Genomic DNA, 25,250 nt, shown 5'->3' with positions numbered 1-25,250 from the left:
CGCCCCCGTCACCCATCGCGTCGCTCGATGGGCGGCAGGCGGTACGTGCCCTCCAGTACCGGGGCCTTGGGCAGGTACAGGCGCACCACCGGACGGAAGTCGCCCTTCGGTGTCGGCAGCCAGTTCGCCGCCTCCGACGGGTCCCCGGGGCGGTCGTGCCGCAGGACGAGGGTCAGGGAGCCGTCGGCGGCGTACGTCAGGCCGGGGGTGCGGTCGCCGATCGAGTAGCGGGCGATCGGGTTGTCGACCAGGTGGTAGTCCGGGGTGTCGTACATGGTCACCGACCAGAAGGCCTCCACGGGCGGTGGCTGGTCGAAGCTCAGCACGTACGCGTGCGCGCCGTTCAGTTGCCGGCCGGCGGAGTCGGCATAGGTGGTCGCGTACACCGCCTCGTAGCCGTGGTTGCCCCAGAGCCGCGCCCGCGCCGCCGCCGCTCTGACCACGTAGGACGCCTCGCGGTCGGCGATCCGCCATTGCGGTGAGCGCAGGGTGCCGACGCCGAAGTGGTCGAGGTTGTAGTCGAAGAGGTGCGGGTCGGCCGACCAGCCGCCGGGCGGGCCCTCCCCGGCACTCGGCCTGGTCGCCGCCTCGACGCGCTCCCGGCCCGCCGCGAGTCCCTCCGTCAGGGCGCGGGCGAGCGCCGGGGCGGCGTTCCGGTACGGGGAGGGACCCTCCTCCAGGAGGCCCAGTGACTGGAAGCGTTCCTCGTACGCCTGGTCCGGGGCCGAGGAGGGGAAGTCCGCCATCCAGACGCGCAGTTGCTCGAAGAAGCGCAGCGCTTCGGGTACGTCGGGGTCGGGCGACGGCAGTCCGTGGAGATGGGCCGTGTGGTCGAGCGGGGTCACGGTGAGCCCCTGCTGCACCGCACGGACCCGGGGCATGTCGTCCGGGCCGTCGCAGGCGTTGCGGCCGACGATCGAGACCACGGACGTCGGCGCGTCGATCACTCCGCTCAGCCCCTCGGGAACGGTGCCGGCCCAGCCGGGCGGGGCGATCAGCCAGTGGCCTTCCGCCGTGCCGGTGGCGCGCTTGCCGACGTACGCGAAGTTGTTCGTCCACACGTCCACGAACTGCAGGACGTAGTACGCGCCCGCCGTGTCCGGCACGTGCAGGAGGAGCGGGCCGCCCGAGAGGTCCAGCTGGGCGATCGAGTACACCGTGTCGTTGTTCACCGAGACGACGTGCGCGTCGGGGGCCGCGAGTCGGTCCGCGTGGGCGAACTCGTTGAACGGCGCCGGGAGGAGGGCGCCGAAGCCGTTCTGTACGCATGCGGCGACCGTCGCGATGTCGTGGACGAGTGGGTAGCCGTAGACGTACGCCTCGGTGGCCAGCGATGTCAGGTCGGGCGCGGATCCGGTCATGTGTCGTTCACCGCCAGCCGCGGCATCGACCAGCCGCCGTTCAGCACCGAGGGATCGGGGCCGTACACGCCGAGCGCGATCGTGAACGGGCCGTCGGGGGCCGGGAGCCAGTTGGCCGCGTGCTCGGGGTCGCCGGGGCGCGTCTGCTGGACGTAGAGCGTGAGGCCGCCGTCGTCGTCGTACACGAGGCCGGGCGTGCGGTCGCCGATCGAGTACCGGTCGATCGGGTTGTCGACGAGCAGGCGCTCCGGGAGGCGGTAGTTCTCCAGGAGGGGGTAGCCCCAGATCCATGCCTCGGCAGCCGTCCGCTGGGCCTCGTCCGGTGTCGGCCGGGCCTCGTCCCGTGTCGGCTGCTGCACGCGATCCCGCCTCTCGAAAGGGGTCAGACGGGATCAAAGCTCGCACTTGTTCGGGCGCTTCGCATCCCCTGCCTGGCGGGCGCCGCCCGGGCCGGCGACCCCTACCCGGCCGTGTCCGGCGGGCCTCGCATCCCCGCCCGGCGGGCCCGGCTCCCGGCCGGGGGCCCGTGCCCGGCCGTGCCCGACGGGCCCCACATCCCGGCCCGGCGGGCCCCCGCTCGGCCCGGCGTCCACCGCCCGCCGTGCCCGGCGGGCCCCACATCTCCGCCCGGCGGGAACCCGCCCGGCCGGTCCGGGCGGGTTCCCGCCCGCGGCGGCCTCGCCTGGCAACGCGCCCGCAGCCGTACCCGGGCCGCGCCCGCACCGCCCGCTGACGCCCCCTCACACCCGCCCGCGCCCGCACCGCCCGCTGACGCCCCCTCACGCCACCAGCGCGTGCTCCGTGCGGCGCGCGACCCTGCTCGTGAGGGTGAGGGTCGTCGCCGCGGCGAGGGTGCCTGCGGCCAGGGCGGTCCACCAGAGAGCTGCCGGGCCGAGGCCGGTGTAGAGCGTCACGCCCAGGGTGAGCGCGCCGAACCGGGCGACGCCCCAGGTCCAGCTGAAGGCACCCTGGTAGCGGCCGCGGGCGTGGGCCGGGGCGAGGTTGGCGACGATCGTCGCGGCGATGCCCGCGACGCACACCTCGCCCAGGGACCAGACGACCACCGACACCGTGAAGCCCACGACCCCGTCCGCGAGACCCGTCAGAGCCACGCCGGAGGCGATCAGCACGCTGCCCGCGGCCTGGACCGGAAGCTGGGGAAGGCGGGCCAGCCGGGCCGTGACGAACGGCTGGAGGGCGACGACCAGGATCGCGTTGACCGCCGCCATCGCCCCGTACACCGCCGGGGAGAGACCGCTGTCGTGGACGGCGAGCGGCAGGGCGACCTCGGTGAGGGAGTAGACGAAGAGCTGGACGCCGAACAGGGGCAGGAGCGCCAGAGCCAGTCGGTCCCGGAACACCACTCCGTAGCCGATGCCGTCATCCGTCCCCTGTGTCGCCTTCGTGCGCGGCGGCTCGCTCAGCCGCGTCGCCACGACCACCGCGTAGATCAGCATCGTCCCCGCGTCCACCGCGAACAGCAGCCAGTAGCCCTGCGCCGCCAGGAAGCCGCCGAGTACGCCCGCCACCGCCGTGCCGATGTTGACGCCCCAGCCGAACAGTGCGTACGCGCGCTGCCTGCGCTCCGCGTCGACGGCGTCGGCCATCAGCGCGAACGCGGCGGGGCCGACCATCGCGCCCGTCGCGCTGATCAGCAGCGCCGCGGCGGCCATCGTCCACACGCCCGGCGCCACGAAGAGCGCGCCCTGCGCCGCAGCCGCGCCCAGCAGGCCGATGAGCATGGTGGGGCGGCGGCCGACGCGGTCGGCGAGGACGCCGCCCACCGCCGGGCCGAGCAGATTGCCGGCGCCCAGGGCGCCGAGGACGTACGTGGTCTCGGGCCCCGTGACGTCGCGCGCGGCGAGGAAGAACACGAGGAAGGGCGTGACCATGAAGCCGAGCCGGTTGATGACGGTGCCGGCGAAGAGGGTCCACACGGTGGGCGGGAGTCCGCGGAAGGAGGAGAGCATGCGAGGAGACTGCGCCCGGGACACCGAGACGTTCCATTGATTAAGCTCAGACCGAATCGATCTGTCGATCCACGGTACGGGGGACGCATGGAATCGGGGCTCAGCTTCTCGGCGGCGGACCTGGCGCAGACCCGGTTCGCCGTCTCCCCCATGTGGGAGGTCGTCACCAGCTTCCGGCTGCTCAGGGACACCGCCGAGCCGCCGCTGCACCGGCGTTGGGCCGCGCAGGTACGGCCCCGGCTCGCGCGGGCGGGGCTCGACGGCGGCTGGCTGGCCGAACTGATCCCGGGCCACGGCTACCTCGCCGACTTCCTCAACCCGACCCCCGCCACGCCCTTCCCCACCCTCGCCGCCGAGCTGGACGCGATCCGCGCGTCCACACCCGCGCAGGTACGCAAGGACCTGGAGCTCCTCCGGGCCAAGGAGCCGGCCGGCCACCGCGCCTCGCCCCGGCTGCGGCTGCTGCGCGAGGCCCCCGAGGAGGCTCTGGAGAAGGTCGCCGCCGAGATCGAGAACTACTGGGAACTCGCCCTCGCCCCCTACTGGGCCCGCATCCGCCAGCTCCTCGAAGCCGACGTCTTCCACCGGGCCAGGCAGGTCGCCGAGCACGGTTCGGCGCGCGTCCTGAGCGAACTCCACGAGACCGTACGGTGGGACGACGGCACTGCGCACTGACCCGCGACCAGGTCGGCTCCGGACTGCTGCTCGTCCCCTCGGCGTTCGCCTGGCCGCGTGTCCTGACCCGCGCCGTGGCGCCCGATCCGCCCCAACTCGCCTATCCCGCACGGGGCATCGGCAACCTCTGGGAGCCGCGGACGACCACCGCGACCGACGCCGTCGCCGCCGTCCTCGGCCGCTCCCGCACCCTGCTCCTCACCGAGCTCGACACCCCGGCCTCCACCACCCAACTCGCCGTCCACTGCGGCCTGTCGGCCGCCGGCGTCTCCCAGCACCTCACGGCGCTGCGCAACGCGGGCCTCGTCACCGCGCACCGCAGCGGCCGCTCCGTCCTCTACGCCCGCACCTCGGTCGCGGACGCCCTGCTCACGCCGTCGGGCGAGCCCGCATGACTCCTGAGGCGGGTAATGACATGTGCGAAGCGGACGCCCTCCACGCGTCGCTCGTGGACGTCATGGCCTCCGGGGCCGGGTCTTGCGCTGGAGTCCACTCCAACTCCTAAAGTCTCCGCATGCGTTATCGCGTACTCGGCGGGACCGGGATCGAAGTCAGCACGTACTGCCTCGGCACGATGATGTTCGGCGCCGTCGGCAACCCCGACCACACGGACTCCGTACGGATCATCCACTCCGCCCTCGACCACGGCATCAACTTCGTCGACACGGCCGACATGTACTCCATGGGCGAGTCCGAGGAGATCGTCGGCAAGGCGCTGCGCGACCCGAAGCGCCGCGCCGAGACCGTTCTCGCCACCAAGGGGTACTTCTCGATGGGCGAGGGGCCCGCCCGTGGCGGTCTGTCCCGGCGCTGGATCACCCGCGCCGTCGAGGACAGCCTGACGCGGCTCGGCACCGACTGGATCGACCTCTACCAGGTCCACCGGCCCGACCACCGTACGGACATCGAGGAGACGCTCGGCGTCCTCGGCGACCTCCAGGCCCAGGGCAAGATCCGCGCGTTCGGCTGCTCCACCTTCCCCGCCGAGGAGATCGTCGAGGCGCACGCCGTCGCCGAGCGGCGCGGCCTGCGCCGCTTCCGCACCGAGCAGCCGCCGTACTCGCTGCTCGCCCGGGGCATCGAGGCCTCGGTACTGCCGGTGGCGCAGCGGTACGGGATGGGGGTGCTGACCTGGGCTCCTCTGGCGTCCGGGTTCCTCACCGGGAAGTACCGCAAGGACCGGCCGATCGACCTCACCAGCGGGCGGCCGGCGCTCCACCCGCACCGCTTCGACCCCACGATCCCCGGCAACGCCGCCAAACTCGACGCCGTCGAGCAACTCGTCGCCCTGGCGGAGGAGATCGGCTGCTCGCTGCCCGAGCTGGCGCTCGCGTTCGCGGCCGCGCACCCGGCCGTGACCTCCGTGATCATCGGCCCGCGGACGAGGGAACAGCTGGAGGGGCTGGTGAAGGGCGCCTCGCTCGTCCTCGACGACAAGGTCCTCGACCGCATCGACGAGATCGTCCCGCCCGGCACGAACCTCTACCGGCCGGACGGGGTCTGGCGCCCGCCGTTCCTGGTGGACGCGACGCTGCGGCGCCGCCCGCTGTCCGAGCGCGCGGCGGGCTGAGCGCGGCCCCGCCCGCCCCGCTGTCCGGTCCCCGCTGGGCCATGCTTGCCCGCATGGGGAACGAGACGAAGCGCCGCATCGACGCGGACGAACGCAGGGCCCGGCTCGCCGTACGGCACCGGCTGGCCGGAGCGGCGCGGGCGGACAGCGCGGAAGCGGTGGCGGGGTCCCTGGTGGCCCTGCACGCGACCGACCCGGCGAGCGTCTTCCTCGCGGTGGGGGCGCGGCTGAGTGGGCAGGCGGGCGTCGAAGGGCCGGTACGGGATCTGGAACGGGCCCTGTACGAGGACCGGACGCTGACCCGGATGCACGGGATGCGGCACACGATCTTCGTCTTCCCGACCGACCTCACCCCCGCCGTGCACGCCTCCACCACACGTGACGTCGCCACCCGCGAGCGCGCCATGCTCGTCAAGGACCTGCGCAAGGGCAGCGAGTACGACGAGGAGTGGCTGGCGGAGACCGAGCGGCTGCTGACCGCGGAGCTGGCGGTACGGGGCGAGGCCACCGGCGCGGAGCTCGGCGAGGCCGTGCCGCGGCTGCGCGTGCAGTACGTCTACGGGATCGGCACCCGCCAGGAGGGGAACCAGCCGCTCTCCAGCCGGCTGCTCCGCGTCCTCGGCATGGAGGGCCGGATCGCCCGCGGCCGGCCGCAGGGCACCTGGACCTCCAGCCGCTTCCGCTGGCGGCTGACCCCGCAGCGCCCCGACCCGAGCGACGCGGACGCCCACGCCCAACTCGTACGGCGGTGGCTGGCGACCTACGGGCCGGCGACCGAGGCGGACCTGAAGTGGTGGACCGGGTGGAAGGTCACCGACGTCCGCAAGGCCCTTGCGGCGATCGACGCGGAGGCGGTGGAGCTGACGGAGGGCACGGGCTACGTCCTGCCGGAGGACACCGCGCCCGTACCGGACCCGGAGCCGTGGGCGGCGCTGCTGCCCGCGCTGGACCCGACGGCGATGGGCTGGCAGCACCACGACTGGTACACGGATCCGGCCCACAAGGCGGCGCTGTACGACCGCACCGGGAACATCGGCCCGACCGTGTGGTGGAACGGCCGCGTCGTCGGCGTGTGGGCGCAGCGCCCGGACGGCGGGATCGTCCACCGCCTGCTCTCCGACGTGGGCGCGGAGGCCGGTGCGGCGATCGCGGCGGAGACGGAACGGCTGGCGGGCTGGGTCGGCGACGTACGGGTGACACCCCGCTTCCGCACCCCGCTTGAACGGGAACTGGCGGCCGGAGGGTGAGGCGGTCAAGGTTCGAGGCGGCCATGGTTCCCCCGGGTGGAATCCGAGAAGAATTCTGATCGGCCCCCGCGAGGTGTCGAGAATCGGTGCCCGGCTCCGACGTCCCCTGTGAAAGGCAACAGGGAACCACGAGTTAAGGAGCAAGTCATGAAGTACCTCGTCATGGTGCAGGGATCCCAGGCCGACTACGACGCCATGGTCGGCAGGGGCTCCGGGCAGAGCCCCGCCTGGAGCGAGCAGGACATGAAGGCGATGTTCGAGTTCATGGGATCGATCAACAACGACCTCGCGGAATCGGGCGAGCTGGTCGACGCGCAGGGGCTCGTCGAGCCGGGCAAGACCCGGCACGTGTCCGTCGACAAGGCCGGGCAGCCGGTGATCACCGACGGGCCGTACAGCGAGACGAAGGAGCTGCTCGCCGGTTACTGGGTGCTCGACTGCGCGAGCCTGGAGCGGGTCACCGAGATCGCGGCGCGCGTCGCCCGGTGCCCGCAGCCGGCCGGTGCGCCGGAGTACCCCGTGGTGATCCGGCAGATCGACGACCGCTCCGCCGACGAGTTCATCGCCGGCTGAGCGTGGCCGGGGAGGAGACCGTCGAGGACCTGCTGCGCCGACACGCGCCGCAGGTCCTCGGTGCGCTCGTGCGCCGGTACGGACACTTCGACGCCGCAGAGGACGCCGTGCAGGAGGCCCTGCTGGCCGCCGCGCGCCAGTGGCCGGAGACGGGGACGCCCGGCAATCCGCGCGGCTGGCTGATCCGGGTGGCCTCGCGGCGGCTGACCGACCAGCTGCGGGCGGACGAGGCGCGGGCCCGGCGGGAGGCGACGGCCGCGCGCCTGGAACTCCGCGAGACCCGGGCGGCGCCGTCCGACGACGACACCCTGACGCTGCTCTTCCTCTGCTGCGACCCGGCGCTCGCGCCCGCCGCGCGGATCGCGCTGACGCTGCGCGCGGTCGGCGGCCTCACCACGGCGGAGATCGCCCGGGCCCATCTCGTACCGGAAGCGACGATCGCGCAGCGGATCAGCCGCGCGAAGGCGAAGCTCCGCGACCACCCGTTCCATCCTCCCGGCCCGGAAGACCGCGACGCCCGCCTGGTCACCGTCCTCCAGGTCCTCTACCTGATCTTCAACGAGGGCTACACCGCCACCTCCGGCCCCACCCTCCACCGCGCCGACCTGGCCCGGGAGGCGATCCGGCTGACCCGGTCACTCCGCCGCCTGCTGCCCCGCGAGGGCTCGGTGACCGGTCTGCTGGCGCTGATGCTCCTGACGGAGGCCCGCGGCGCGGCCCGCACCGGCCCGCACGGCGAGCTGATCCCCCTGGACGAGCAGAACCGCACGCTCTGGGACTCCGCCGCGATCGCGGAGGGCACGGCTCTGGTCGAGGAGGCCCTCGCGGCGGGCCCGCCCGGCCCGTACCCGCTCCAGGCGGCGATCGCGGCCCTCCACGACGAGGCGCCGAGCCTCGAGGAGACGGACTGGCCGCAGATCCTCGCCCTGTACGACCTGCTGGTCGCCCACGCCCCCGACCCGATGGCTGAACTCTCCCGCGCGGTGGCCGTCGCGATGGTCCACGGCCCCGAGTCCGGCCTCGCCGAACTCACCGCCCTGGAACCCCGCCTGCCCCACCACCACCGCCTCGAAGCGGTCCGCGCCCACCTCCTCGAACGCGCCGGCGCGACCGAAGCCGCCCGCGCGGCCTACGCCACGGCGGCCACCCTCACTCTCAGCCTCCCGGAACGCCGGTACCTGCTGACGAGGGCGGCCCGTCTCGATCGGTGAAGGTGCGGTAACAAGGGCCGGCTAGCCCCGGCGCAGCCGCTCCAGGGTCGCGTCGAAGCCGATCCCGCACGCCGCGCCGCGGTTGTACGGGAGCTTTCCGAGCACCACCGCCATGCCGCAGGTGTTCGTGAGCGCCGAGAAGACGAATCCGCCGGCGACGCCCGCCGACAGCAGCTGCCAGGCCGGGTGCAGGAGCAGCCCCAGGGTCAGGCCGATCAGGACCAGCGTCCCGGCGGCGAGCCGGACCTGGCGCTCCATCGCCCACGTGGCGTGCGCCGGGGCGCCCACGGGACGCGCGAGTTCATGGCCGCGCGAGGCCCAGTCGCCGGTGCCGCCGGCGAGGTTGAGCGCCGGCACGCCCTCCGCGGAGAGCCGGGCGCAGGCGCCGGCCGAGCGCCCGCCCGACTGGCACACCACGAGCAGTTCCCCGCGCTGCGCGGCCTCCCTGAGCGCCGGCATCGCGCGGCCGAGCTGGTCGAGGGGGACGTTGAGGGCGCCGGGCACATGGCCGGAGGCGTACTCGCCGGGCGTACGGACGTCGACGACCGTCAGCGCGTCCAGCCGGGCGCGGGCCTGGTCGGCGTCGAGGGAGGAGGGAGTGTTCACGGGCAGCAAGCTACTCCCTGGAGCGCCCACACCGGAACGCCCGATTCCGCGGACTGGTCGGTCGGACGGCCCGTCGGACGGGCCGGCCAGGCCGGTCAGCCAGGCCGGTCAGTCGGACTGGTCGGTCGGACGGGCGGTCGGGCCGGACGGCCGGTCAGTCGACCGCGAGGCCCTTCAGCCGCTTGGCGATCTTCGCGAGCCGCTCGCCCTGGTACCGCGCGGCCTGCAGCACGTTCTCCTCCGGGGCGCCGTTCGCGCCCGGGTGGGCCGTGCCGTACGGGTTGCCACCCGCCGCGTAGACCGCCGGGTCGGTGAAGCCGGGCGAGACGATGACCGAGCCCCAGTGGTGGAAGGTGTTGTAGAGCGCGAGCAGCGTCGACTCGTTGCCGCCGTGCACGTTGTGGGCGCTGGTGAAGGCGGTCGCCGGCTTGTCGGCCATGACGCCCTGCTGCCACACACCGCCGGTGGTGTCGATGAACTGCTTCAGCTGCGCGGCGACGTTGCCGAACCGGGTGGGCGAGCCGAGCGCGTAGGCGTCGGCCCACTCCAGGTCCTCGATCGTGGCGATCTCGACGTCGCCGGTGGCGTCCACATGGGCGCGCCAGGCCGGGTTCGAGTCGATGGCGGCGTCGGGGGCGAGCTCGTTCACGCGGCGCAGCCGGACCTCCGCACCGGACTTCTCGGCGCCCTCGGCGACGGCCTGGGCGAGCTCGTGCACGTTCCCCGTGGCCGAGTAGTAGATGACAGCAACCTTGACGGACATGGCGAGCCCCTTCGGCGGTCTAAGCGGATTCCGTTCCGGTTCAACGAGTCAGAGATTAAACGGATACGGATCCACTTTGCAAGGGGAACACGCGAACAACCGGATAGCGCTCCGTTATGCTCATGCCACGGGCGCACCGAGGGGGCTTGGAACGAAGGGCAGGCGGACGAGATGAGCACGAAGAAATCAGGACCGGCGGCAGGGTCGGGGCAGGCCGCCCCCGCGTCCGGCCTTCCCGGGATCACCCTTCTCCCCACCACCGGCCGCGCCGCCCCCGAGCGCGCCGACGCCGCCCGCAACCGGCGCAAGATCCTCGACGCGGCGGCGCGGATCGTCGCCGAGGTGGGACCCGAGGCCGTCACCATGAACCAGGTCGCCCACGCCAGCGGCATCGGCGTCGGCACGGTCTACCGCCGCTTCGGCGATGTCTCCCAGCTCCTGTGGGCCCTCCTCGACGACCGGGAACGGCAGTTCCAGGAGGCGTACATGGGCGGGCCGCCGCCGCTCGGCCCCGGCGCGCCCGCCGACGAGCGGCTGCACGCCTTCCTCGACGCCCTCGTCGACCGGGTCATCGAGCAGCGCGAACTCCTGCTCGCCGCCCAGGCCGCCGCCCCCAGCGCCCGCTACACCAGCGGCGCGTACCTCGCCATGCACACGCATGTCGCCCTGCTGCTCGCGCAGCTGCGACCGGAGGAGAACGGCGCGCTCCTCGCCCATCTCCTGCTCGCGCCGTTCTCGCCGAGCCTGATGCACCACCTGTCGGTCGAGCAGGACCTCTCCGCCGACGCGGTCAAGGCGGGGCTCACCGCGCTGCTGAACCTCGGGCGATGAGCGCCGCGAACCCGTCCAGGACGCGGGCGAGGCCGAAGGCGTAGGCATGGCCGGCGTCGTACAGGCCCTGGTACGCCACCGCCGACGCCTCCCCCACCCGCGACGCCAGCGGGAAGCGGTCCGGGTCGAGCACCCGCAGCAGCAGCGGCTCGTGCGCCGCCCACCACTCGTGGTCGGACAGCACGCTCTCGCGCTCCACCGCGCGCGCGTCCAACTCGGTCCGCGCCACGGTCTGTACGAAGCCCAGGAGATGCGTCAGCGCCGAGTCCATGGCCACGTCGCCCAGGCCCAGGCCCTCGAAGGCGCCGAGCTCGTGCTCGTACTTGGTCATCACCCCCGGGCCGAGTGGCGGCCGGTGAACCCGCAGTTCCGCCAGCCACGGGTGGTCCAGATACAGCGCCCGGTTGGCGTCGGCGACCGCCGTCACGCGCTCCCGCCAGGGCTCGTCCGCCGCGAAGGCGGCGCGCGGCATCCGCAGGAAGACGGCGTCCAGCATCAGATCGAGCAGCTCGCCCTTGCCCGGGACGTAGGTGTAGAGCGTCATCGGGGTGACGCCGAGGCGCTGCGCGACCGCGCGCATGGTGAGCGCGTCGAGCCCGCCCTCGTCGGCCAGGCCGATCGCCGCGTCGACGACCGCGTCGACGGTCAGCCCCTGCCGGGGCCCGCGCCGGCTCCCCTGCACCGCCGCGCCGTCCCGCCACAGCAGCTCCAGGGTCCGCGCCGGATCGCCCGCGCCGCTGCTCCGCTCCTTCGCCATGTCACCCATCTTCGCAGGTCAGGACCTAATCCTCTTACTTTGTACGCCGTATAGAGTACCGTGTACGGAGATTGGGACCACCATCGGAGGGCGCACACCATGACCACCCCCGCCGCAGCGGACAACCACCACGTCATCCAGGTCCGCGGAGCCCGGGAGAACAACCTCAAGGACGTCTCCGTCGACCTCCCCAAGCGCCGCCTCACCGTCTTCACCGGTGTCTCCGGCTCCGGGAAGTCCTCGCTCGTCTTCGGCACCATCGCCGCCGAGTCGCAGCGCCTCATCAACGAGACCTACAGCGCCTTCCTCCAGTCCTTCATGCCGAGCCTCGGCCGGCCGGACGTGGACGGACTGCACAACCTCAGCGCCGCGATCGTCGTCGACCAGGAGCGGATGGGCGCCAACTCCCGCTCCACGGTGGGCACGGCGACCGACGCGTACACGATGCTGCGGATCGTCTTCAGCCGCCTCGGCACCCCGCACATCGGCACCTCCGGCGCCTTCAGCTTCAACCTGCCCGAGGGGATGTGCCCGCGCTGCGAGGGCGTCGGTCAGGTCTCCGACATCGACGTCGACGAGCTCGTCGACCGCACCAAGTCCCTCAACGAGGGCGCCATCACCGTGCCGGGCTACGCGGTGGACTCCTGGATGTGGCAGATCATGGCCGGCTCCGGTTTCTACGACCCCGACAAGAAGCTGGCGGACTTCACCGAGCAGGAGTGGGAGGACTTCCTCCACAAGCCGTCCTGCAAGGTGAAGGTCGGCAGCAACAACTTCACCTACGAGGGTCTGGTGGTGAAGCTCCAGCGGACGGTCCTCACCAAGGACCGGGAGGCCATGCAGGCCCACATCCGGGCCTTCGTGGACCGGGCCGTCGTCTTCCGCACCTGCCCCGACTGCGCGGGCACCCGCCTCACCCAGGCCGCGCTGTCCTCCCGTATCGACGGGATCAACATCGCCGAGTGCTCCGCGATGCAGATCAGCGACCTGGCGGAGTTCGTCCGCCGGATCGAGGACCCGTCCGTCGCCCCGCTCCTCGCGAGCCTGCGCGAGCTCCTCGACTCCCTCGTCGAGATCGGCCTCGGCTATCTGAGCCTGGACCGGGCCTCCGGCACGCTCTCCGGCGGCGAGGCGCAGCGCGTGAAGATGGTGCGCCACCTCGGCTCCTCGCTCACCGACGTCACGTACGTCTTCGACGAGCCCACCATCGGCCTGCACCCGCACGACATCCAGCGGATGAACGACCTGCTGCTGCGGCTGCGCGACAAGGGCAACACCGTCCTCGTCGTGGAGCACAAGCCGGAGGTCATCGAGATCGCCGACCACGTGGTCGACCTGGGCCCGCGGGCCGGCACGGCGGGCGGCGAGATCTGCTACTCCGGCGACGTGCCCGGCCTGCGCACCTCCGGGACGCTGACCGGCGACCACCTCGCGCACCGGGCGAAGCTCCGCCCCGAGGTGCGGCCCCGGACCGGTTCGCTCTCCATCGAGGGGGCGGCCCAGCACAACCTGCGGAACGTGAGCGTCGAGATCCCGACGGGCGTCCTGACGGTCGTCACGGGCGTGGCCGGGTCCGGCAAGTCGTCCCTCATCCACGGGAACCTGCCGGGCCGAGAGGGCGTCGTCGTGGCCGACCAGTCCCCGATCCGCGGCTCGCGCCGCTCGAACCCGGCGACGTACACGGGCCTACTGAACCCGATCCGTACCGCCTTCGCCAAGGCCAACGGCGTCAAGGCGGCGCTGTTCAGCGCCAATTCGGAGGGCGCGTGCCCGAAGTGCAACGGGCTCGGGCTCGTCTACACCGACCTGGCGATGATGGCGGGCGTCGCCTCGGTCTGCGAGGAGTGCGAGGGCAGGCGCTTCACCAGTGAGGTGCTCTCCTACACGCTCGACGGGAAGAACATCCACGAGGTGCTGTCGATGTCGATCGAGGAGGCGTACGAGTTCTTCACGGCGAAGGGCCAGGCGCGGACGATCCTCGGCCGCCTGAACGACGTCGGCCTCGGCTACCTCCGCCTCGGCCAGCCCCTGAACACGCTCTCGGGCGGTGAGCGCCAGCGCCTGAAGCTGGCGATCCACATGGCCGAGAAGGGCGCGATCTACGTCCTCGACGAGCCGACCACGGGCCTCCACCTGGCCGACGTCGACCAGCTCCTGGCGCTCCTGGACCGGCTGGTCGAGGCCGGCAACACGGTCGTGGTGATCGAGCACCACCAGGCGGTCATGGCCCACGCGGACTGGCTGATCGACCTGGGCCCGGGCGCGGGCCACGACGGCGGCCGGATCGTCTTCGAGGGCACCCCGGCCGAACTGATCGAGAAGAGCGACACCCTGACGGCACGTCACCTCAAGGCGTACGTGGGCGCCTGACCGTTTGGTGGTGGGGGTGGGGGTGGGGGCAGGTACGAACTGCCTCACCCCGGCCCCGGTAGGGTCGGCCGGATGTTCCCGGAGATCGAAGCGTACGAAGAGGGCCTGCTCGACGTGGGCGACGGCAACCACGTGCACTACTCGGTCGCCGGCAACCCGGAAGGGAAGCCGGCCCTGTACGTCCACGGGGGGCCGGGCGCCGGAGCCCGCCCGAGCGCCCGCCGCGCTTTCGACGCGGAGAAGTACCGGATCGTCCTCTTCGACCAGCGCGGCTGACGCTGCCCCTCCGCGCCCTCGCCGGCCGGCGCCCCACGTGCAGGCGCACCACCGCCTGGAGACCGATCCAGTGGCGGGCTCGCGGGCTCCCGCCCCACTACTCCGTGTGGGCATTCGTTCCGCTGGGGCGGAACGGGTGGGCACACGGGACGGCGCCCTTGCGGGCGCGTCCGCTCCTTGGGCCCCTGTACCCCGAGGGCGCCGCGCTGGTGGGCACCGCACACGTACTGATCCACGGCCGCCAGGACATGGGCGGCCCGCTCACCACCGCCTGGGAGCTGGCCCGCGCCTGGCCGGACGCGGAGCTGCACGTGGTCGAACGCGCCGGGCATCTCGGCGGCGAGGAGACCCGCGCGCTCGTCCTCTCGGCCCTGGCGCGGTTCGCGGAAGGGTGACAGGCCGTGCGCGTCCCCTGCCCCGGGGAGATCATCGGGTCATGACCACCGAGATCCACCTCGCCCAGCAGCCCGAGGCCGACGAGCTGCTCGGCCGCTCCCCGCTCGCCGCGCTCGTCGGCATGCTGCTCGACCAGCAGGTCCCCATGGAGTGGGCGTTCTCCGGGCCGTACACCATCGCCCAGCGGCTCGGCACGGACGATCTCGACGCCGGGCAGATCGCCGCGTACGACCCCGAGGCCTTCGGCGCGCTGCTCTCCGACAAGCCCGCCGTGCACCGCTATCCCGGCTCGATGGCCAAGCGGATCCAGCAGCTGTGCCAGTTCCTCGTCGACGAGTACGGCGGCGACGCCGAGGCCGTCTGGGCGGACGCGGGGACCGGGAAGGAGCTGCTGGCCAGGCTGAAGGCGCTGCCCGGTTTCGGGGTGCAGAAGGCGCAGATCTTCCTGGCGCTCCTCGGCAAGCAGTACGGCGTACGTCCCGAGGGCTGGCGGGAGGCGGCCGGCGCGTACGGCGAGACCGGCTCGTACCGTTCGGCCGCGGACATCACGGGACCGGAGTCGCTCGCCAAGGTCCGCGCGTTCAAGCAGGAGGCGAAGCGCGCCGCAAAAGCGGCCAAATCATCCGAGAATTGACGGTTCCGGATGTCAATCCTGCTAATTCCGACATGAATTGTCGCGGAGCTGTTCACAGGAAGCACCGGAGATCGCTAACTTCCCCTCAACCTCGTTCGCATCGGGAAGGACCTCTGTGAACGCATCCTCTCGCAGAGCCGCGGCCACCCTGGCCGCAGCCGCACTCGCCACCCCGCTCCTGCTGGCCGCCGCTTCCCCCGCCACCGCCACCTCGGACCCCGGCGCCAAGCCCGCCCGGGATGCCGCGCAGCTGGCGAAGAAGCTGGTCCGTGAGACGTCCGGCAAGGACGCCTACCGGCACCTGCAGAAGCTCCAGGCGATAGCCGACTCGGCCGGCGGTCACCGCGCGGCCGGCTCACTCGGGCACGACGCCTCCGCGGCGTACGTGTACCAGCAGCTCAAGAAGGCCGGCTACAACGTCTCGTACCAGAAGTTCGAATTCATCTACACCGAAACGCTGGCCCAGAAGGCCTCCGTCATATCCCCGGCGCCCCGCGACATCGAGATCGCGGCGATGACCTACACCAAGTCCACCCCGGTCGGCGGGATCAAGGCCGACCTGGCCGCCGTCCCGGTCGACGCCGACGGCACCAACGGCTGCGAGCCGGGCGACTTCGCGTCCGGCACCTTCACCGGGAAGATCGCCCTGATCAAGCGCGGCGGCTGCACCTTCGCGCTCAAGCAGGAGAACGCCGCGGCGGCGGGCGCCGCGGGCGCGATCATCTACAACAACACCGACGGCGCGCTCTCCGGCACCCTCGGCGACCCGGCGGCCGGCAAGATCCCGACCGGTGGCGTCACCCAGGCCGAGGGCCAGAAGCTCGCCGCGGACCTCGCCAAGGGCGCGGTCAACATCTCCTTCGAGATCCGCCAGCTCCAGGAGAAGCGTTCCACCAACAACGTCATCGCGGAGACGAAGGGCGGCAACGCCGCCAACACCGTGATGCTCGGCGCGCACCTCGACTCCGTGACCGCCGGCCCCGGCATCAACGACAACGGCTCCGGCTCCGCCGGTCTGCTCCAGGCCGCCCTGGAACTCGCCGAGTCGAAGTCGAAGGTCCGCAACAAGGTCCGCTTCGCCTGGTGGTCGGCCGAGGAGAACGGGCTGCTCGGCTCCGAGCACTACGTCGCGAACATGAGCGAGCTGGACAAGAAGGAAGTCAAGCTCTACCTCAACTTCGACATGATCGCCTCGCCGAACTACGGCCTGTTCGTCTACGACGGCGACAACTCCGACAACGTCGGCGCGGGCGCGGGACCGGAGGGCTCCGCCCAGCTCGAGCGCGACATCAACGAGTTCATGGACAAGCGCGGCCTCCCGCACGAGGGCACCGACTTCACGGGCCGCTCGGACTACGGCCCGTTCATCGAGGTCGGCATCCCGTCGGGCGGCACCTTCACGGGCGCCGAGGGCATCAAGACGGCGGCGCAGGCGGCCAAGTTCGGCGGGACGGCGGGTGTCGCGTACGACGTGAACTACCACGCCGCCGGCGACAACCTGTCGAACATCAACATGACGGCGTTCGACGCCAACATCGACATCATCGCCAACGCGGTGGGCACCTACGCCCACGACATCAGCTCCCTGAAGAAGCCGGTCGTCTCCGTCCCGACGGACGGCGACGCCGGCAGCGGCGGCGGCCTGCACGACGGCCACGACCACGAGGTCACGGAGTAGCACGACCTCCGGGGCCCGGTCCTTCAGAGGGCCGGGCCCTCCCTCTCGCGGCGCGCAGCTGTCGCGCCGGCGGGGGTTCGGGGGCGCAGCCCCCGGTCCCGTCAGGGTTTCGGGATGGGGGTCTCCCCGGACGGAGTCCGGGGAGGGTGGGGTGGGGGAAATCCCCGCCCCACCCCCTACCTCTTCCGGCGGGCCGTGCCGAAGAGCGACCGGGAGATCTCCCGGCCCAGCTGCGTGCCGATCGACCGCGCCAGCGACTTGAAGACCCCGCTCCCCACCACCTGTTCGGCGAGCGACTCGTCCTTCTTCGGAGCCGTACGGGCACCCTCCGCCGCCCTCATCGCCGCCTCCTCCGCCTCCCGCTGCTCCGCCGTCAGCTTCTCGTACGCCGACTCCCGGTCCACCGCCTCCGCGTACCGCCCGTACAGCGGCGAGCCCTTCACCGCCGCCTCCAGCGCCCCCGCCTCGATCGGACCCATCAGCGACTCCGGCGCCCGCAGCCGCGTCGCCGCCACCGGCGTCGGCGCGCCCGTCTCGCTCAGCACGGTCACCACCGCCTCGCCCGTCCCGAGGCCCGTCAGGACCTCCTCCAGGTCGTACGCCGACTTCGGGAACGTCCGTACCGTCGCCTTCAGCGCCTTCGCGTCGTCCGGAGTGAACGCCCGCAGCGCGTGCTGCACCCGGTTGCCCAGCTGGGCGAGCACATCACCCGGCACGTCCTTCGGCGTCTGGGTCACGAAGAAGACCCCGACCCCCTTCGAGCGGATCAACCGCACCGTCTGCGTGATCGACTCCAGAAACGCCTTCGACGCCCCGTTGAACAGCAGATGCGCCTCGTCGAAGAAGAACACCAGCTTCGGCTTCTCCAGGTCCCCCACCTCCGGCAGGTCCCCGTACAGATCCGCCAGCATCCACATCAGGAACGTCGAGAAGAGCTGCGGCTTGTCCTGCACGGCCGGCAACTCCAGTACGGACACCACCCCGCGCCCGTCCGCCGCCGCCCGAAGGAACTCGGCCGTGTCGAACTCCGGCTCCCCGAAGAACCCGCCCGCGCCCTGCTGCTCGAACGCCGTGATCGCCCGCAGGATCACCCCGGCCGTCACCGTCGAGAGCCCGCCGATCCCCTTCAGCTCCGGCTTCCCCGTGTCCGAGACCAGGAAGGCCACCACCGCCCGCAGATCCTTCAGGTCCACCAGCTCCAGGCCCTTGGAGTCGGCGTAGTGGAAGATCAGGCCGAGCGACTGCTCCTGCGTCTGGTTGAGCTGAAGCACCTTCGACAGCAGCACCGGACCGAAGCTGGTGACCGTCGCCCGCACCGGGATGCCGGGGCCGATGCCCCCGAGCCCGTAGAACTCGCAGGGGAAGCCCTTCGCCGCCCACTCCTGCCCCACCTGCCCGGCCCGCTCACGGACCTTCTCGCCCTCCGCGCCGGGCGCCGAGATCCCGGAGACGTCCCCCTTGATGTCGGCGAGGAAGACGGGCACGCCGTTCGCCGACAACTGCTCCGCGATGAGCTGGAGGGTCTTCGTCTTGCCCGTCCCGGTCGCGCCGGCGACCAGGCCGTGGCGGTTGAGCATCGGGAGCGGGATGCGGATCTGCGCGTCCGGGTGACAGGTCCCGTCCCACAGCAGCGCTCCCAGGTCGAGCGCGGCCCCGGTGAAGGCGTACCCCGCCGCGATCTCAGTGGCCGGAGACCGTTCGCTCACGCTCATCAGAGGACCCCAATTTCCGGGTTTGTTGCGATTTGCCCCAGCATCCCACTGCGTTCGCGTGGCTGCGCCGGGAGCCGCTTGCCCGGTAGGCTTTCCGTGTGATCTTCAAGCGCATCGGAAACGGCCGGCCGTACCCCGACCACGGCCGGGAAAGCACCCGGCAGTGGGCGGACGTCGCCCCGCGCCCGGTCCGCCTCGATCAGCTGGTCACCACCAAGGGCCAGCTGGACCTGGAGACGCTGCTCGCCGAGGACTCCACCTTCTACGGCGACCTCTTCGCGCACGTCGTGAAGTGGCGGGGCGACCTCTACCTCGAGGACGGGCTGCACCGCGCGGTGCGCGCGGCGCTCCAGCAGCGGCAGGTGCTGCACGCCCGCGTCCTGGAGATGGACTAGCGCCGGCACTGACCCTTTCGGGGTCTCTTCCCGCCCATCCGGACGCGATCACATGATCATCCAGTAGGCATCCTCGACCGACGGCATTACGCTGCGTCCATGAGCATGCTCACTCCCCCCGGAATGGGCGGAAAATACCGCATCACGGGCGACAAGTACCCGCGCATGCGCCGCCCCCGGCACCGTCGCAGGATCGTCCTCGCGGCCGGGGCCGCCGTGATCGTGCTCGGCGCGGCCGGCTGGGGGACACTGCAGCTCGTCGACGTGTTCTCGGGCGGCGACGAGACGAAGACGACGGCCGGGCGCAGCATCGACTGCAAACCCGTCGCCAAGGCCACCACGGCGCCCGTCGCCGCGCTGCCCAAGCCCGCGCAGATCACGGTGAACGTCTACAACGCGACCCCGCGCAGCGGCCTCGCGAAGTCGACCGCCGACGAGCTCAAGAAGCGCGGCTTCACCATCGGCAAGGTCGGCAACGCGCCCGCCGCGTACGACAAGAAGGTTCCCGGCGCCGGGATACTGCTCGGCGCTCCGGGGGCCACCAAGGGCGCGTTCTCCGTCCTGGGCACCCAGCTGAAGGGCGCCACGACCAAGACGGACACCCGCGCCACGGCCGACATCGACCTGATCATCGGGACCGCGTTCAAGAACCTGGACGCGAAAGCGACGGCGGACGCGGCCCTGGCCGTTCTCAACAAGCCCAAGCCCGCGCCCACCGGTAAGTGCTGACGCCGTACGGAACCGACCCGTACGGACCGACTAGTCGGCGGTGCCGTACATCCGGTCGCCCGCGTCACCGAGCCCCGGGACGATGTAGCCGCTCTCGTTGAGACGCTCGTCGACCGAGGCCGTCACCACGGTCACCGGCGTGCCCGCCAGCTCGCGCTCCATGATCTCGACGCCCTCCGGGGCGGCGAGCAGCACGACCGCGGTCACATCGTCCGCGCCGCGCTTGATCAGCTCCTGGATCGCCGCGACGAGCGTGCCGCCGGTCGCCAGCATCGGGTCCAGGACGTACACCTGGCGCCCGGAAAGGTCCTCCGGCATCCGCGTCGCGTAGGTCGACGCCTCCAGCGTCTCCTCGTTGCGGATCATCCCGAGGAAGCCGACCTCGGCGGTCGGCAGGAGCCGCACCATGCCGTCGAGCATCCCGAGGCCGGCGCGGAGGATCGGGACCACCAGCGGCCGCGGGTACGACAGCTTCACGCCCGTCGTGGGCGTGACGGGGGTCTCGATGTCGACCTGCTCGGTCCGCACGTCCCTGGTGGCCTCGTAGGCGAGCAGGGTGACCAGCTCGTCGGCCAGCCGGCGGAAGGTCGGGGAGTCGGTGCGCTTGTCGCGCAGCGTGGTGAGCTTGTGGGCGACCAGCGGGTGATCGACGACGTGGAGACGCATGAGTCCAACAGTAGCCCGCACTGGCATCAACCCACGCCGTGGAGGGAAGGTGGGGGCACAGGACCCAGTCGTGGGGTGGTGTGGCCCATGCCCGACCCGGAAGACCCCGCCGACGCACGGGGCGGTGAGACGCCGCCGGAGACCGACGCGGAGCGCCGCAGGCGCCGCGCCCAGTTCCTGCGCGAGCTGCACGAGGCGAAGGCGCTGCGCGAGCGCGTCCAGCCCCGGCGCGCGCGAGCGGCCAGGATGCGCCAGGCCATGCGGATGCGGACCTTCCGCTGGTGACGGCCGCGGCGCCCGCCCACGCGTGTGCGCCGCCTGTGCGCCGGGTCCGTGCGCCGGTGCCACCCACCCACCCGTTCACCGTCTCGATCAGACTGATGCACGACGCAAGAGCCGAAGACCTCTCCTGAAGCCGCTGTTTCTGCCACGATGCCGATTGGGCGGGGCATGCATCAGGAGCGCGCCGCCGGTTCGTCACACCTCTGATCAGTGGGAGAGTCACGGTGTACTTCGCCGCACTGCTCGCGCGCACCGAAGACGGGTGGGAAGCGAGCGACACAGAGATCGACGATGTGGAGACCCTGTCGGATCTGACCGAACTGGCCCGTGAGGCCTCGGTCGACGACGACACGGTGATCGTCTTCATCGAGGAGGAGGACGCCTGGTTCGGCCTCCTCCGGATCGAGGGCGAGGACGACCCTCGCATCTACGTGTCGGACGGGGCGGCCGCCGCCCGCTCCTCGTACGGGGAGATCCTCACCAAGGAAATTCTCGGCGACGACCTGGACGACGACGCCGACGACCTGGACGCGCTGAACCTCGACGGCACGGAGGACGGCGAGCCTCTCGGCCGCGAGGACGACGAGGAGGACGCGGGAGCGTCCGGCGACGCCCTGCCGGCGGCGCCGGTCGGCGACCGGCTGATCCTCGCGGACCTCGGCCTGTCCGAGAAGAGCCTGCTGGCGCTGGAGAGCGACGCGCTGGCGGAGATCGCGGACGCGCTGGGCGCCGCGGAGGTACTGGAGACCGTTCGCTAGTGACCGAAGCAGTACCCGACCCCGTACCCGACCCCGTATCCGCTCCCGATCCCGTACGGGACCCCTGGCGGGAGACCATGCGGCTCGCGCTCGCCGAGGCCGAGCAGGCTGTGCCGGCCGGTGACGTACCGGTCGGCGCGGTCGTGCTGTCCCCGGACGGCACGGTCCTCGCCGTCGGGCACAACGAGCGCGAGGCGACCGGCGACCCGACCGCCCACGCCGAGATCCTGGCCCTGCGCCGGGCCGCGGCGAAGACCGGGGAGTGGCGGCTGACCGGCTGCACGCTCGTCGTGACCCTGGAGCCCTGTGTGATGTGCGCCGGCGCGCTCGTGCAGTCCAGGGTCGCCCGGGTGGTGTTCGGCGCGCTCGACGAGAAGGCGGGCGCGGCCGGTTCGCTGTGGGATCTCGTACGGGACCGCCGGCTGAACCACCGCCCCGAGGTGATCCACGGCGTCCTCGGAGAGGAGTGCTCGGCGCAGCTCACGGCCTTCTTCCGCAGCCGCTGACCTGGGAACCGATACGGATTTCATCGCAGCGGCATCTTTGGGCTAAGCTCTCTCTCGGTAGCGTGTCCGAGCGGCCGAAGGAGCTCGCCTCGAAAGCGAGTGTGGCGCAAGTCACCGAGGGTTCAAATCCCTCCGCTACCGCTTCGATCGAAGGGCCCGGTGCATCGCACCGGGCCCTTCGGCGTATCCCGGCTGCATGAACGACAGAAGGCCCCCACCGCGCTCTCAGGCGCGGCCGGGGCCTTCTCCGTCGGACGGGGGGAGCGGCATCGGGGGGACAAGCCGCTCCCCCCGATGAGAACCGGTCCTGCAAGTCCTGCGCCGCAGTCAGGGGGAAGCGCGCGGCGCGGGACCCCGCAGTGAGGGCCGGTTCCTCGGCCCCGCGGATTCCTGCCAGATCCGCCGGGCTCGACATCCATACTGCTCTGCCGTCACCCTTCCGGGGGGCGGCAAAAGGCCCCGATTCCCGGGCCCTTGGTCCATAAAGACCCGGTGAAGTGGCTGAAGTGGCTCCGTTAGACTCACGCGTCCACACAGGGGTACAGACAGGGGAGGTCGCGGCAGATGGCGCAAGCGAAGAAGGTCGCGCTGTACGCGGTCGTGGTCTTTGTGCTGTACACGATCATCAATTCGCCCGACAGGGCCGCCGATCTCGTCCAGGTAGGGTTCGAGGGCATATCGTCCGCCGCACAGGGCGTCGGCGAGTTCATGACCGAACTCGTCAACTAGAACCACCGACGAGGAGTCCTGCTGTGATCCGCCATCTGGTCCTGTTCAAGCTCAACGAGGGCATCACGAAGGACGACCCGCGTGCCGTCGCCGCCGCCGCGGCGTTCGACGGGCTGGAGAAGGAGATCCCGGAGCTGGCGGGCTGGGAGTGCGGCTGGAACATCAGCGAGCGCCCGATCGCGTACGACTTCGCCATCAACTCGGCCGTCGCGGACGCCGATGCGCTGAAGGTCTACCTGGAGCACCCCGCCCACCAGGCGGGCGTCGCCCTGTGGCGCGAGATCGCCACGTGGGTGATCGCGGACTACGCGTTCTAGCCCTTCCACCATCCGGGCCCCTCGCCGTTCACGGCGGGGGGCTTTTTGTCGCCAACACGAAGCCATACGGTGCTTGCACACAGTGGACATGTCTTGTGATGCTATGACCGCTTTTGACGGATGAGTTGACCGTAGTTGACCAGCTAAGGGGTGGCGTGAACGTGCCGGCCAGTACAGCGCCTCAGGTACCGCCCCAGAACGAGACCTGCGGAACGGACTCTCCGCGTCCGCGACCGCAGCCCACCCGACCGCAGTCCACCCGCCCCCAGAACAACCGGCCCCAGAGCACCCGGGGCGCCGACACCCGGGCCCTGACCCAGGTGCTCTTCGGACAGCTCAAGGGGCTCGAGCCGGGCAGCCCGGAGCACGACCGCGTACGCGGGGCGCTGATCGAGGCGAACCTGCCGCTCGTGCGGTACGCGGCCGCCCGCTTCCGCTCCCGCAACGAGCCGATGGAGGACGTCGTCCAGGTCGGCACGATCGGCCTCATCAACGCCATCGACCGCTTCGACCCGGACCGCGGCGTCCAGTTCCCGACCTTCGCGATGCCCACGGTCGTCGGCGAGATCAAGCGCTACTTCCGCGACAACGTGCGGACCGTCCACGTACCGCGCCGGCTGCACGAGCTCTGGGTCCAGGTCAACGGAGCCACCGAAGACCTGACGACCGCTCACGGCCGCTCCCCCACCACCGCCGAGATCGCCGAGCGGCTGAAGATCGGCGAGGACGAGGTACTGGCCTGCATCGAGGCGGGACGGTCGTACCACGCCACCTCACTGGAGGCGGCCCAGGAGGGCGACGGGCTGCCCGGACTGCTCGATCGGCTCGGCTACGAGGACCCCGCGCTCGCCGGCGTCGAGCACCGCGATCTCGTACGGCATCTGCTCGTGCAGCTGCCCGAGCGCGAGCAGCGGATCCTGATGCTCCGTTACTACAGCAACCTGACGCAGTCCCAGATCAGTCAGGAGCTCGGCGTCTCGCAGATGCATGTGTCAAGGCTCCTCGCCCGGAGCTTCGCCCGATTGAGATCCGCAAATAGGATCGAGGCGTAGCCGGAACGGGTAGACCGGTTCGGAGCAGTTCTGCGACGCCCCAAATGCCGTACACCCCTTGTTTCCTGCGGATATTCACCTACGCCATGTCGACAAGTCACTACAGCGTGTTGCCGACATGTGACATTCTGCTGGAACCGCGTTTGCCGCAGCCCCGCCTCCGGTATTCAGGTGGAGGCTGCGTTCCTCCGATGGTCGTGGCCGCCGCGACCGTCCGCGACCTCAAGGGGGTGGCATGTCCGCAGAACAGGGCAGCTCGAAGGTGCTCACGCTCACGCCCGCGGCGACGCAGACGCCGGTACCGACGCCGGTGCCCGTCCAGCCGTCGGCGGAGACCGCCGAGCCCACCGCGCCGCTTGTCGTCACGCCGGAAGCCATCGACACCCGCACGCTCTCCCGCTCCCTCTTCCTCCGGCTGCGCGCCCTGGACGACGCGGGCGCCGCCGCGGACAGCCCGGAGCGGACGTACGTCCGCGACACCCTGATCGAGCTCAACCTGCCGCTCGTGCGGTACGCGGCGGCCCGGTTCCGCTCCCGCAACGAGCCGATGGAGGACATCGTCCAGGTCGGCACCATCGGCCTGATCAAGGCGATCGACCGCTTCGACTGCGAACGCGGCGTGGAGTTCCCGACGTTCGCGATGCCGACGGTCGTCGGCGAGATCAAGCGCTTCTTCCGCGACACCTCGTGGTCCGTGCGCGTCCCGCGCCGGCTCCAGGAGCTGCGCCTCGCGCTGACCAAGGCGAGCGACGAGCTCGCGCAGAAGCTGGACCGCTCCCCGACCGTGCCCGAACTCGCCGCCGTGCTCGGGGTGTCGGAGGAGGACGTCGTCGACGGCCTCGCGGTCGGCAACGCGTACACCGCCTCCTCGCTCGACTCGCCCTCCCCGGAGGACGACGGCGGCGAGGGCTCGCTCGCGGACCGGCTCGGCTACGAGGACACGGCCCTGGAGGGGGTCGAGTACCGCGAGTCCCTGAAGCCGCTGCTCGCCAAACTCCCGCCCCGGGAGCGGCAGATCATCATGCTGCGGTTCTTCGCCAACATGACGCAGTCGCAGATCGGCGAGGAGGTCGGCATTTCGCAGATGCACGTCTCGCGGCTGCTGACGCGGACGCTGGCGCAGCTGCGGCAGGGTCTGATCGCCGACTGAGGCTTCCCTGCTGACGATGCGTCAGACACACTGACG

29 protein-coding genes and 1 tRNA gene are annotated in these 25,250 nt (G+C 71.5%); 22 read left to right on the top strand and 8 right to left on the bottom strand.

Annotated elements, in window-relative coordinates; translation table 11 throughout:
• Nucleotides 1–8: 8 nt before the first annotated feature.
• The 3 genes from ACFV9D_RS10275 to ACFV9D_RS10265 all read right to left on the bottom strand — a co-directional run bounded on the left by ACFV9D_RS10275 (nucleotide 9) and on the right by ACFV9D_RS10265 (nucleotide 3,331).
• Nucleotides 9–1,361, bottom strand: coding sequence for a DUF1254 domain-containing protein (locus ACFV9D_RS10275; RefSeq protein ID WP_385143702.1), 1,353 nt, complete (start codon nucleotides 1,359–1,361; stop codon nucleotides 9–11).
• On the bottom strand, nucleotides 1,358–1,720 hold the full coding sequence (locus ACFV9D_RS10270) for a DUF1214 domain-containing protein (RefSeq protein ID WP_385143700.1): 363 nt from the start codon (nucleotides 1,718–1,720) through the stop codon (nucleotides 1,358–1,360). Before ACFV9D_RS10270 ends, ACFV9D_RS10275 begins: the two co-directional genes overlap by 4 nt.
• 420 nt (nucleotides 1,721–2,140) lie before the next feature.
• Nucleotides 2,141–3,331 carry an MFS transporter gene (locus tag ACFV9D_RS10265; RefSeq protein ID WP_385143698.1) on the bottom strand — a complete coding sequence of 397 codons (1,191 nt, stop codon included), beginning with the start codon at nucleotides 3,329–3,331 and terminating at the stop codon, nucleotides 2,141–2,143.
• Nucleotides 3,332–3,418: 87 nt separating this feature from the next.
• Here ACFV9D_RS10265 and ACFV9D_RS10260 point away from each other — a divergent pair, with 87 nt between their 5' ends.
• The 6 genes from ACFV9D_RS10260 to ACFV9D_RS10235 all read left to right on the top strand — a co-directional run bounded on the left by ACFV9D_RS10260 (nucleotide 3,419) and on the right by ACFV9D_RS10235 (nucleotide 8,607).
• On the top strand, nucleotides 3,419–4,006 hold the full coding sequence (locus ACFV9D_RS10260) for a hypothetical protein (RefSeq protein WP_385143696.1): 588 nt from the start codon (nucleotides 3,419–3,421) through the stop codon (nucleotides 4,004–4,006).
• Entirely contained in the window at nucleotides 3,982–4,401 is a 420-nt protein-coding gene (locus tag ACFV9D_RS10255; RefSeq protein ID WP_385143694.1) for an ArsR/SmtB family transcription factor, read from the top strand. The genes ACFV9D_RS10260 and ACFV9D_RS10255 overlap by 25 nt, the downstream gene beginning before the upstream one ends.
• Before the next feature lie 119 nt (nucleotides 4,402–4,520).
• Entirely contained in the window at nucleotides 4,521–5,576 is a 1,056-nt protein-coding gene (locus tag ACFV9D_RS10250; RefSeq protein ID WP_385143692.1) for an aldo/keto reductase, read from the top strand.
• 53 nt (nucleotides 5,577–5,629) lie between these two features.
• Entirely contained in the window at nucleotides 5,630–6,823 is a 1,194-nt protein-coding gene (locus ACFV9D_RS10245; protein WP_385143690.1) for a winged helix DNA-binding domain-containing protein, read from the top strand.
• Nucleotides 6,824–6,970: 147 nt separating this feature from the next.
• Entirely contained in the window at nucleotides 6,971–7,396 is a 426-nt protein-coding gene (locus ACFV9D_RS10240) for a YciI family protein (RefSeq protein ID WP_385143688.1), read from the top strand.
• 2 nt (nucleotides 7,397–7,398) lie between these two features.
• A complete protein-coding gene (locus ACFV9D_RS10235; RefSeq protein WP_385143686.1) occupies nucleotides 7,399–8,607 on the top strand; it encodes an RNA polymerase sigma factor in 1,209 nt (402 codons plus the stop codon).
• 21 nt (nucleotides 8,608–8,628) lie between these two features.
• On the opposite strand, the gene ACFV9D_RS10230 is transcribed toward ACFV9D_RS10235, so the two are convergent.
• Together ACFV9D_RS10230 and wrbA are read right to left on the bottom strand one after the other, a co-directional pair.
• Nucleotides 8,629–9,213: a rhodanese-like domain-containing protein gene (locus tag ACFV9D_RS10230; RefSeq protein ID WP_385143684.1), complete on the bottom strand. Its 585-nt coding sequence runs from the start codon at nucleotides 9,211–9,213 to the stop codon at nucleotides 8,629–8,631.
• Nucleotides 9,214–9,367: 154 nt separating this feature from the next.
• Nucleotides 9,368–9,976: an NAD(P)H:quinone oxidoreductase gene (gene wrbA, locus ACFV9D_RS10225; RefSeq protein WP_385143682.1), complete on the bottom strand. Its 609-nt coding sequence runs from the start codon at nucleotides 9,974–9,976 to the stop codon at nucleotides 9,368–9,370.
• Nucleotides 9,977–10,147: 171 nt separating this feature from the next.
• On the opposite strand from wrbA, the gene ACFV9D_RS10220 reads away from it, so the two are divergent.
• The gene (locus ACFV9D_RS10220) at nucleotides 10,148–10,807 is read left to right on the top strand and encodes a TetR/AcrR family transcriptional regulator (RefSeq protein ID WP_385143680.1); all 660 of its coding nucleotides are present in this window, start codon (nucleotides 10,148–10,150) and stop codon (nucleotides 10,805–10,807) included.
• Here ACFV9D_RS10220 and ACFV9D_RS10215 read toward each other — a convergent pair.
• Nucleotides 10,779–11,564 (bottom strand): TetR/AcrR family transcriptional regulator, encoded by a 786-nt coding sequence (locus tag ACFV9D_RS10215; RefSeq protein ID WP_385143678.1) that lies wholly within the window; start codon nucleotides 11,562–11,564, stop codon nucleotides 10,779–10,781. The two genes, ACFV9D_RS10220 and ACFV9D_RS10215, sit on opposite strands and share 29 nt — an antisense overlap.
• 99 nt (nucleotides 11,565–11,663) lie before the next feature.
• On the opposite strand from ACFV9D_RS10215, the gene ACFV9D_RS10210 reads away from it, so the two are divergent.
• The 5 genes from ACFV9D_RS10210 to ACFV9D_RS10190 all read left to right on the top strand — a co-directional run bounded on the left by ACFV9D_RS10210 (nucleotide 11,664) and on the right by ACFV9D_RS10190 (nucleotide 16,918).
• Nucleotides 11,664–13,934, top strand: coding sequence for an ATP-binding cassette domain-containing protein (locus ACFV9D_RS10210; RefSeq protein ID WP_385143676.1), 2,271 nt, complete (start codon nucleotides 11,664–11,666; stop codon nucleotides 13,932–13,934).
• Nucleotides 13,935–14,006: 72 nt separating this feature from the next.
• The gene (locus tag ACFV9D_RS10205; protein WP_385143674.1) at nucleotides 14,007–14,210 is read left to right on the top strand and encodes a hypothetical protein; all 204 of its coding nucleotides are present in this window, start codon (nucleotides 14,007–14,009) and stop codon (nucleotides 14,208–14,210) included.
• A 209-nt stretch (nucleotides 14,211–14,419) separates the two neighbouring features.
• Nucleotides 14,420–14,605, top strand: a complete 186-nt coding sequence (locus ACFV9D_RS10200; protein ID WP_385143672.1) for a hypothetical protein — start codon at nucleotides 14,420–14,422, stop codon at nucleotides 14,603–14,605.
• Between the two features lie 41 nt (nucleotides 14,606–14,646).
• Nucleotides 14,647–15,240 carry an HhH-GPD-type base excision DNA repair protein gene (locus ACFV9D_RS10195; protein WP_385143670.1) on the top strand — a complete coding sequence of 198 codons (594 nt, stop codon included), beginning with the start codon at nucleotides 14,647–14,649 and terminating at the stop codon, nucleotides 15,238–15,240.
• 115 nt (nucleotides 15,241–15,355) lie between these two features.
• A complete protein-coding gene (locus ACFV9D_RS10190; RefSeq protein ID WP_385143668.1) occupies nucleotides 15,356–16,918 on the top strand; it encodes a M28 family metallopeptidase in 1,563 nt (520 codons plus the stop codon).
• A gap of 176 nt (nucleotides 16,919–17,094) precedes the next feature.
• Here ACFV9D_RS10190 and ACFV9D_RS10185 read toward each other — a convergent pair whose 3' ends face one another.
• The gene (locus ACFV9D_RS10185; RefSeq protein WP_385143666.1) at nucleotides 17,095–18,630 is read right to left on the bottom strand and encodes a helicase HerA-like domain-containing protein; all 1,536 of its coding nucleotides are present in this window, start codon (nucleotides 18,628–18,630) and stop codon (nucleotides 17,095–17,097) included.
• 98 nt (nucleotides 18,631–18,728) lie between these two features.
• Here ACFV9D_RS10185 and ACFV9D_RS10180 point away from each other — a divergent pair, with 98 nt between their 5' ends.
• Together ACFV9D_RS10180 and ACFV9D_RS10175 are read left to right on the top strand one after the other, a co-directional pair.
• A complete protein-coding gene (locus ACFV9D_RS10180; RefSeq protein ID WP_009067182.1) occupies nucleotides 18,729–19,025 on the top strand; it encodes a type II toxin-antitoxin system VapB family antitoxin in 297 nt (98 codons plus the stop codon).
• 99 nt (nucleotides 19,026–19,124) lie between these two features.
• Entirely contained in the window at nucleotides 19,125–19,754 is a 630-nt protein-coding gene (locus ACFV9D_RS10175) for a LytR C-terminal domain-containing protein (protein WP_385143663.1), read from the top strand.
• A 30-nt stretch (nucleotides 19,755–19,784) separates the two neighbouring features.
• Here ACFV9D_RS10175 and upp read toward each other — a convergent pair whose 3' ends face one another.
• On the bottom strand, nucleotides 19,785–20,420 hold the full coding sequence (upp, locus tag ACFV9D_RS10170) for a uracil phosphoribosyltransferase (protein WP_355110873.1): 636 nt from the start codon (nucleotides 20,418–20,420) through the stop codon (nucleotides 19,785–19,787).
• Between the two features lie 87 nt (nucleotides 20,421–20,507).
• On the opposite strand from upp, the gene ACFV9D_RS10165 reads away from it, so the two are divergent.
• From ACFV9D_RS10165 to ACFV9D_RS10130, 8 genes are all read left to right on the top strand, one after another.
• A complete protein-coding gene (locus tag ACFV9D_RS10165; protein WP_385143661.1) occupies nucleotides 20,508–20,705 on the top strand; it encodes a hypothetical protein in 198 nt (65 codons plus the stop codon).
• 221 nt (nucleotides 20,706–20,926) lie between these two features.
• Complete coding sequence (locus tag ACFV9D_RS10160; RefSeq protein WP_385143659.1) at nucleotides 20,927–21,460, top strand: hypothetical protein; 534 nt, start codon at nucleotides 20,927–20,929, stop codon at nucleotides 21,458–21,460.
• Between the two features lie 77 nt (nucleotides 21,461–21,537).
• On the top strand, nucleotides 21,538–21,966 hold the full coding sequence (gene tadA / locus ACFV9D_RS10155; RefSeq protein WP_385143866.1) for a tRNA adenosine(34) deaminase TadA: 429 nt from the start codon (nucleotides 21,538–21,540) through the stop codon (nucleotides 21,964–21,966).
• Between the two features lie 56 nt (nucleotides 21,967–22,022).
• Nucleotides 22,023–22,107: transfer RNA gene (locus ACFV9D_RS10150), tRNA-Ser, on the top strand.
• 423 nt (nucleotides 22,108–22,530) lie between these two features.
• On the top strand, nucleotides 22,531–22,695 hold the full coding sequence (locus ACFV9D_RS10145) for a hypothetical protein (RefSeq protein WP_355110869.1): 165 nt from the start codon (nucleotides 22,531–22,533) through the stop codon (nucleotides 22,693–22,695).
• A gap of 23 nt (nucleotides 22,696–22,718) precedes the next feature.
• Nucleotides 22,719–23,012, top strand: a complete 294-nt coding sequence (locus ACFV9D_RS10140; protein ID WP_385143657.1) for a Dabb family protein — start codon at nucleotides 22,719–22,721, stop codon at nucleotides 23,010–23,012.
• A 161-nt stretch (nucleotides 23,013–23,173) separates the two neighbouring features.
• Nucleotides 23,174–24,064: an RNA polymerase sigma factor SigF gene (locus ACFV9D_RS10135; RefSeq protein ID WP_385143655.1), complete on the top strand. Its 891-nt coding sequence runs from the start codon at nucleotides 23,174–23,176 to the stop codon at nucleotides 24,062–24,064.
• 235 nt (nucleotides 24,065–24,299) lie between these two features.
• On the top strand, nucleotides 24,300–25,214 hold the full coding sequence (locus tag ACFV9D_RS10130) for an RNA polymerase sigma factor SigF (protein ID WP_385143653.1): 915 nt from the start codon (nucleotides 24,300–24,302) through the stop codon (nucleotides 25,212–25,214).
• Nucleotides 25,215–25,250: the final 36 nt, after the last annotated feature.

This window comes from Streptomyces sp. NPDC059875, assembly GCF_042731085.1.
Lineage (GTDB): Bacteria > Actinomycetota > Actinomycetes > Streptomycetales > Streptomycetaceae > Streptomyces.
Note: the sequence above shows the minus strand (reverse complement) of the source record. Positions and strands in the feature narration are given on the sequence as shown.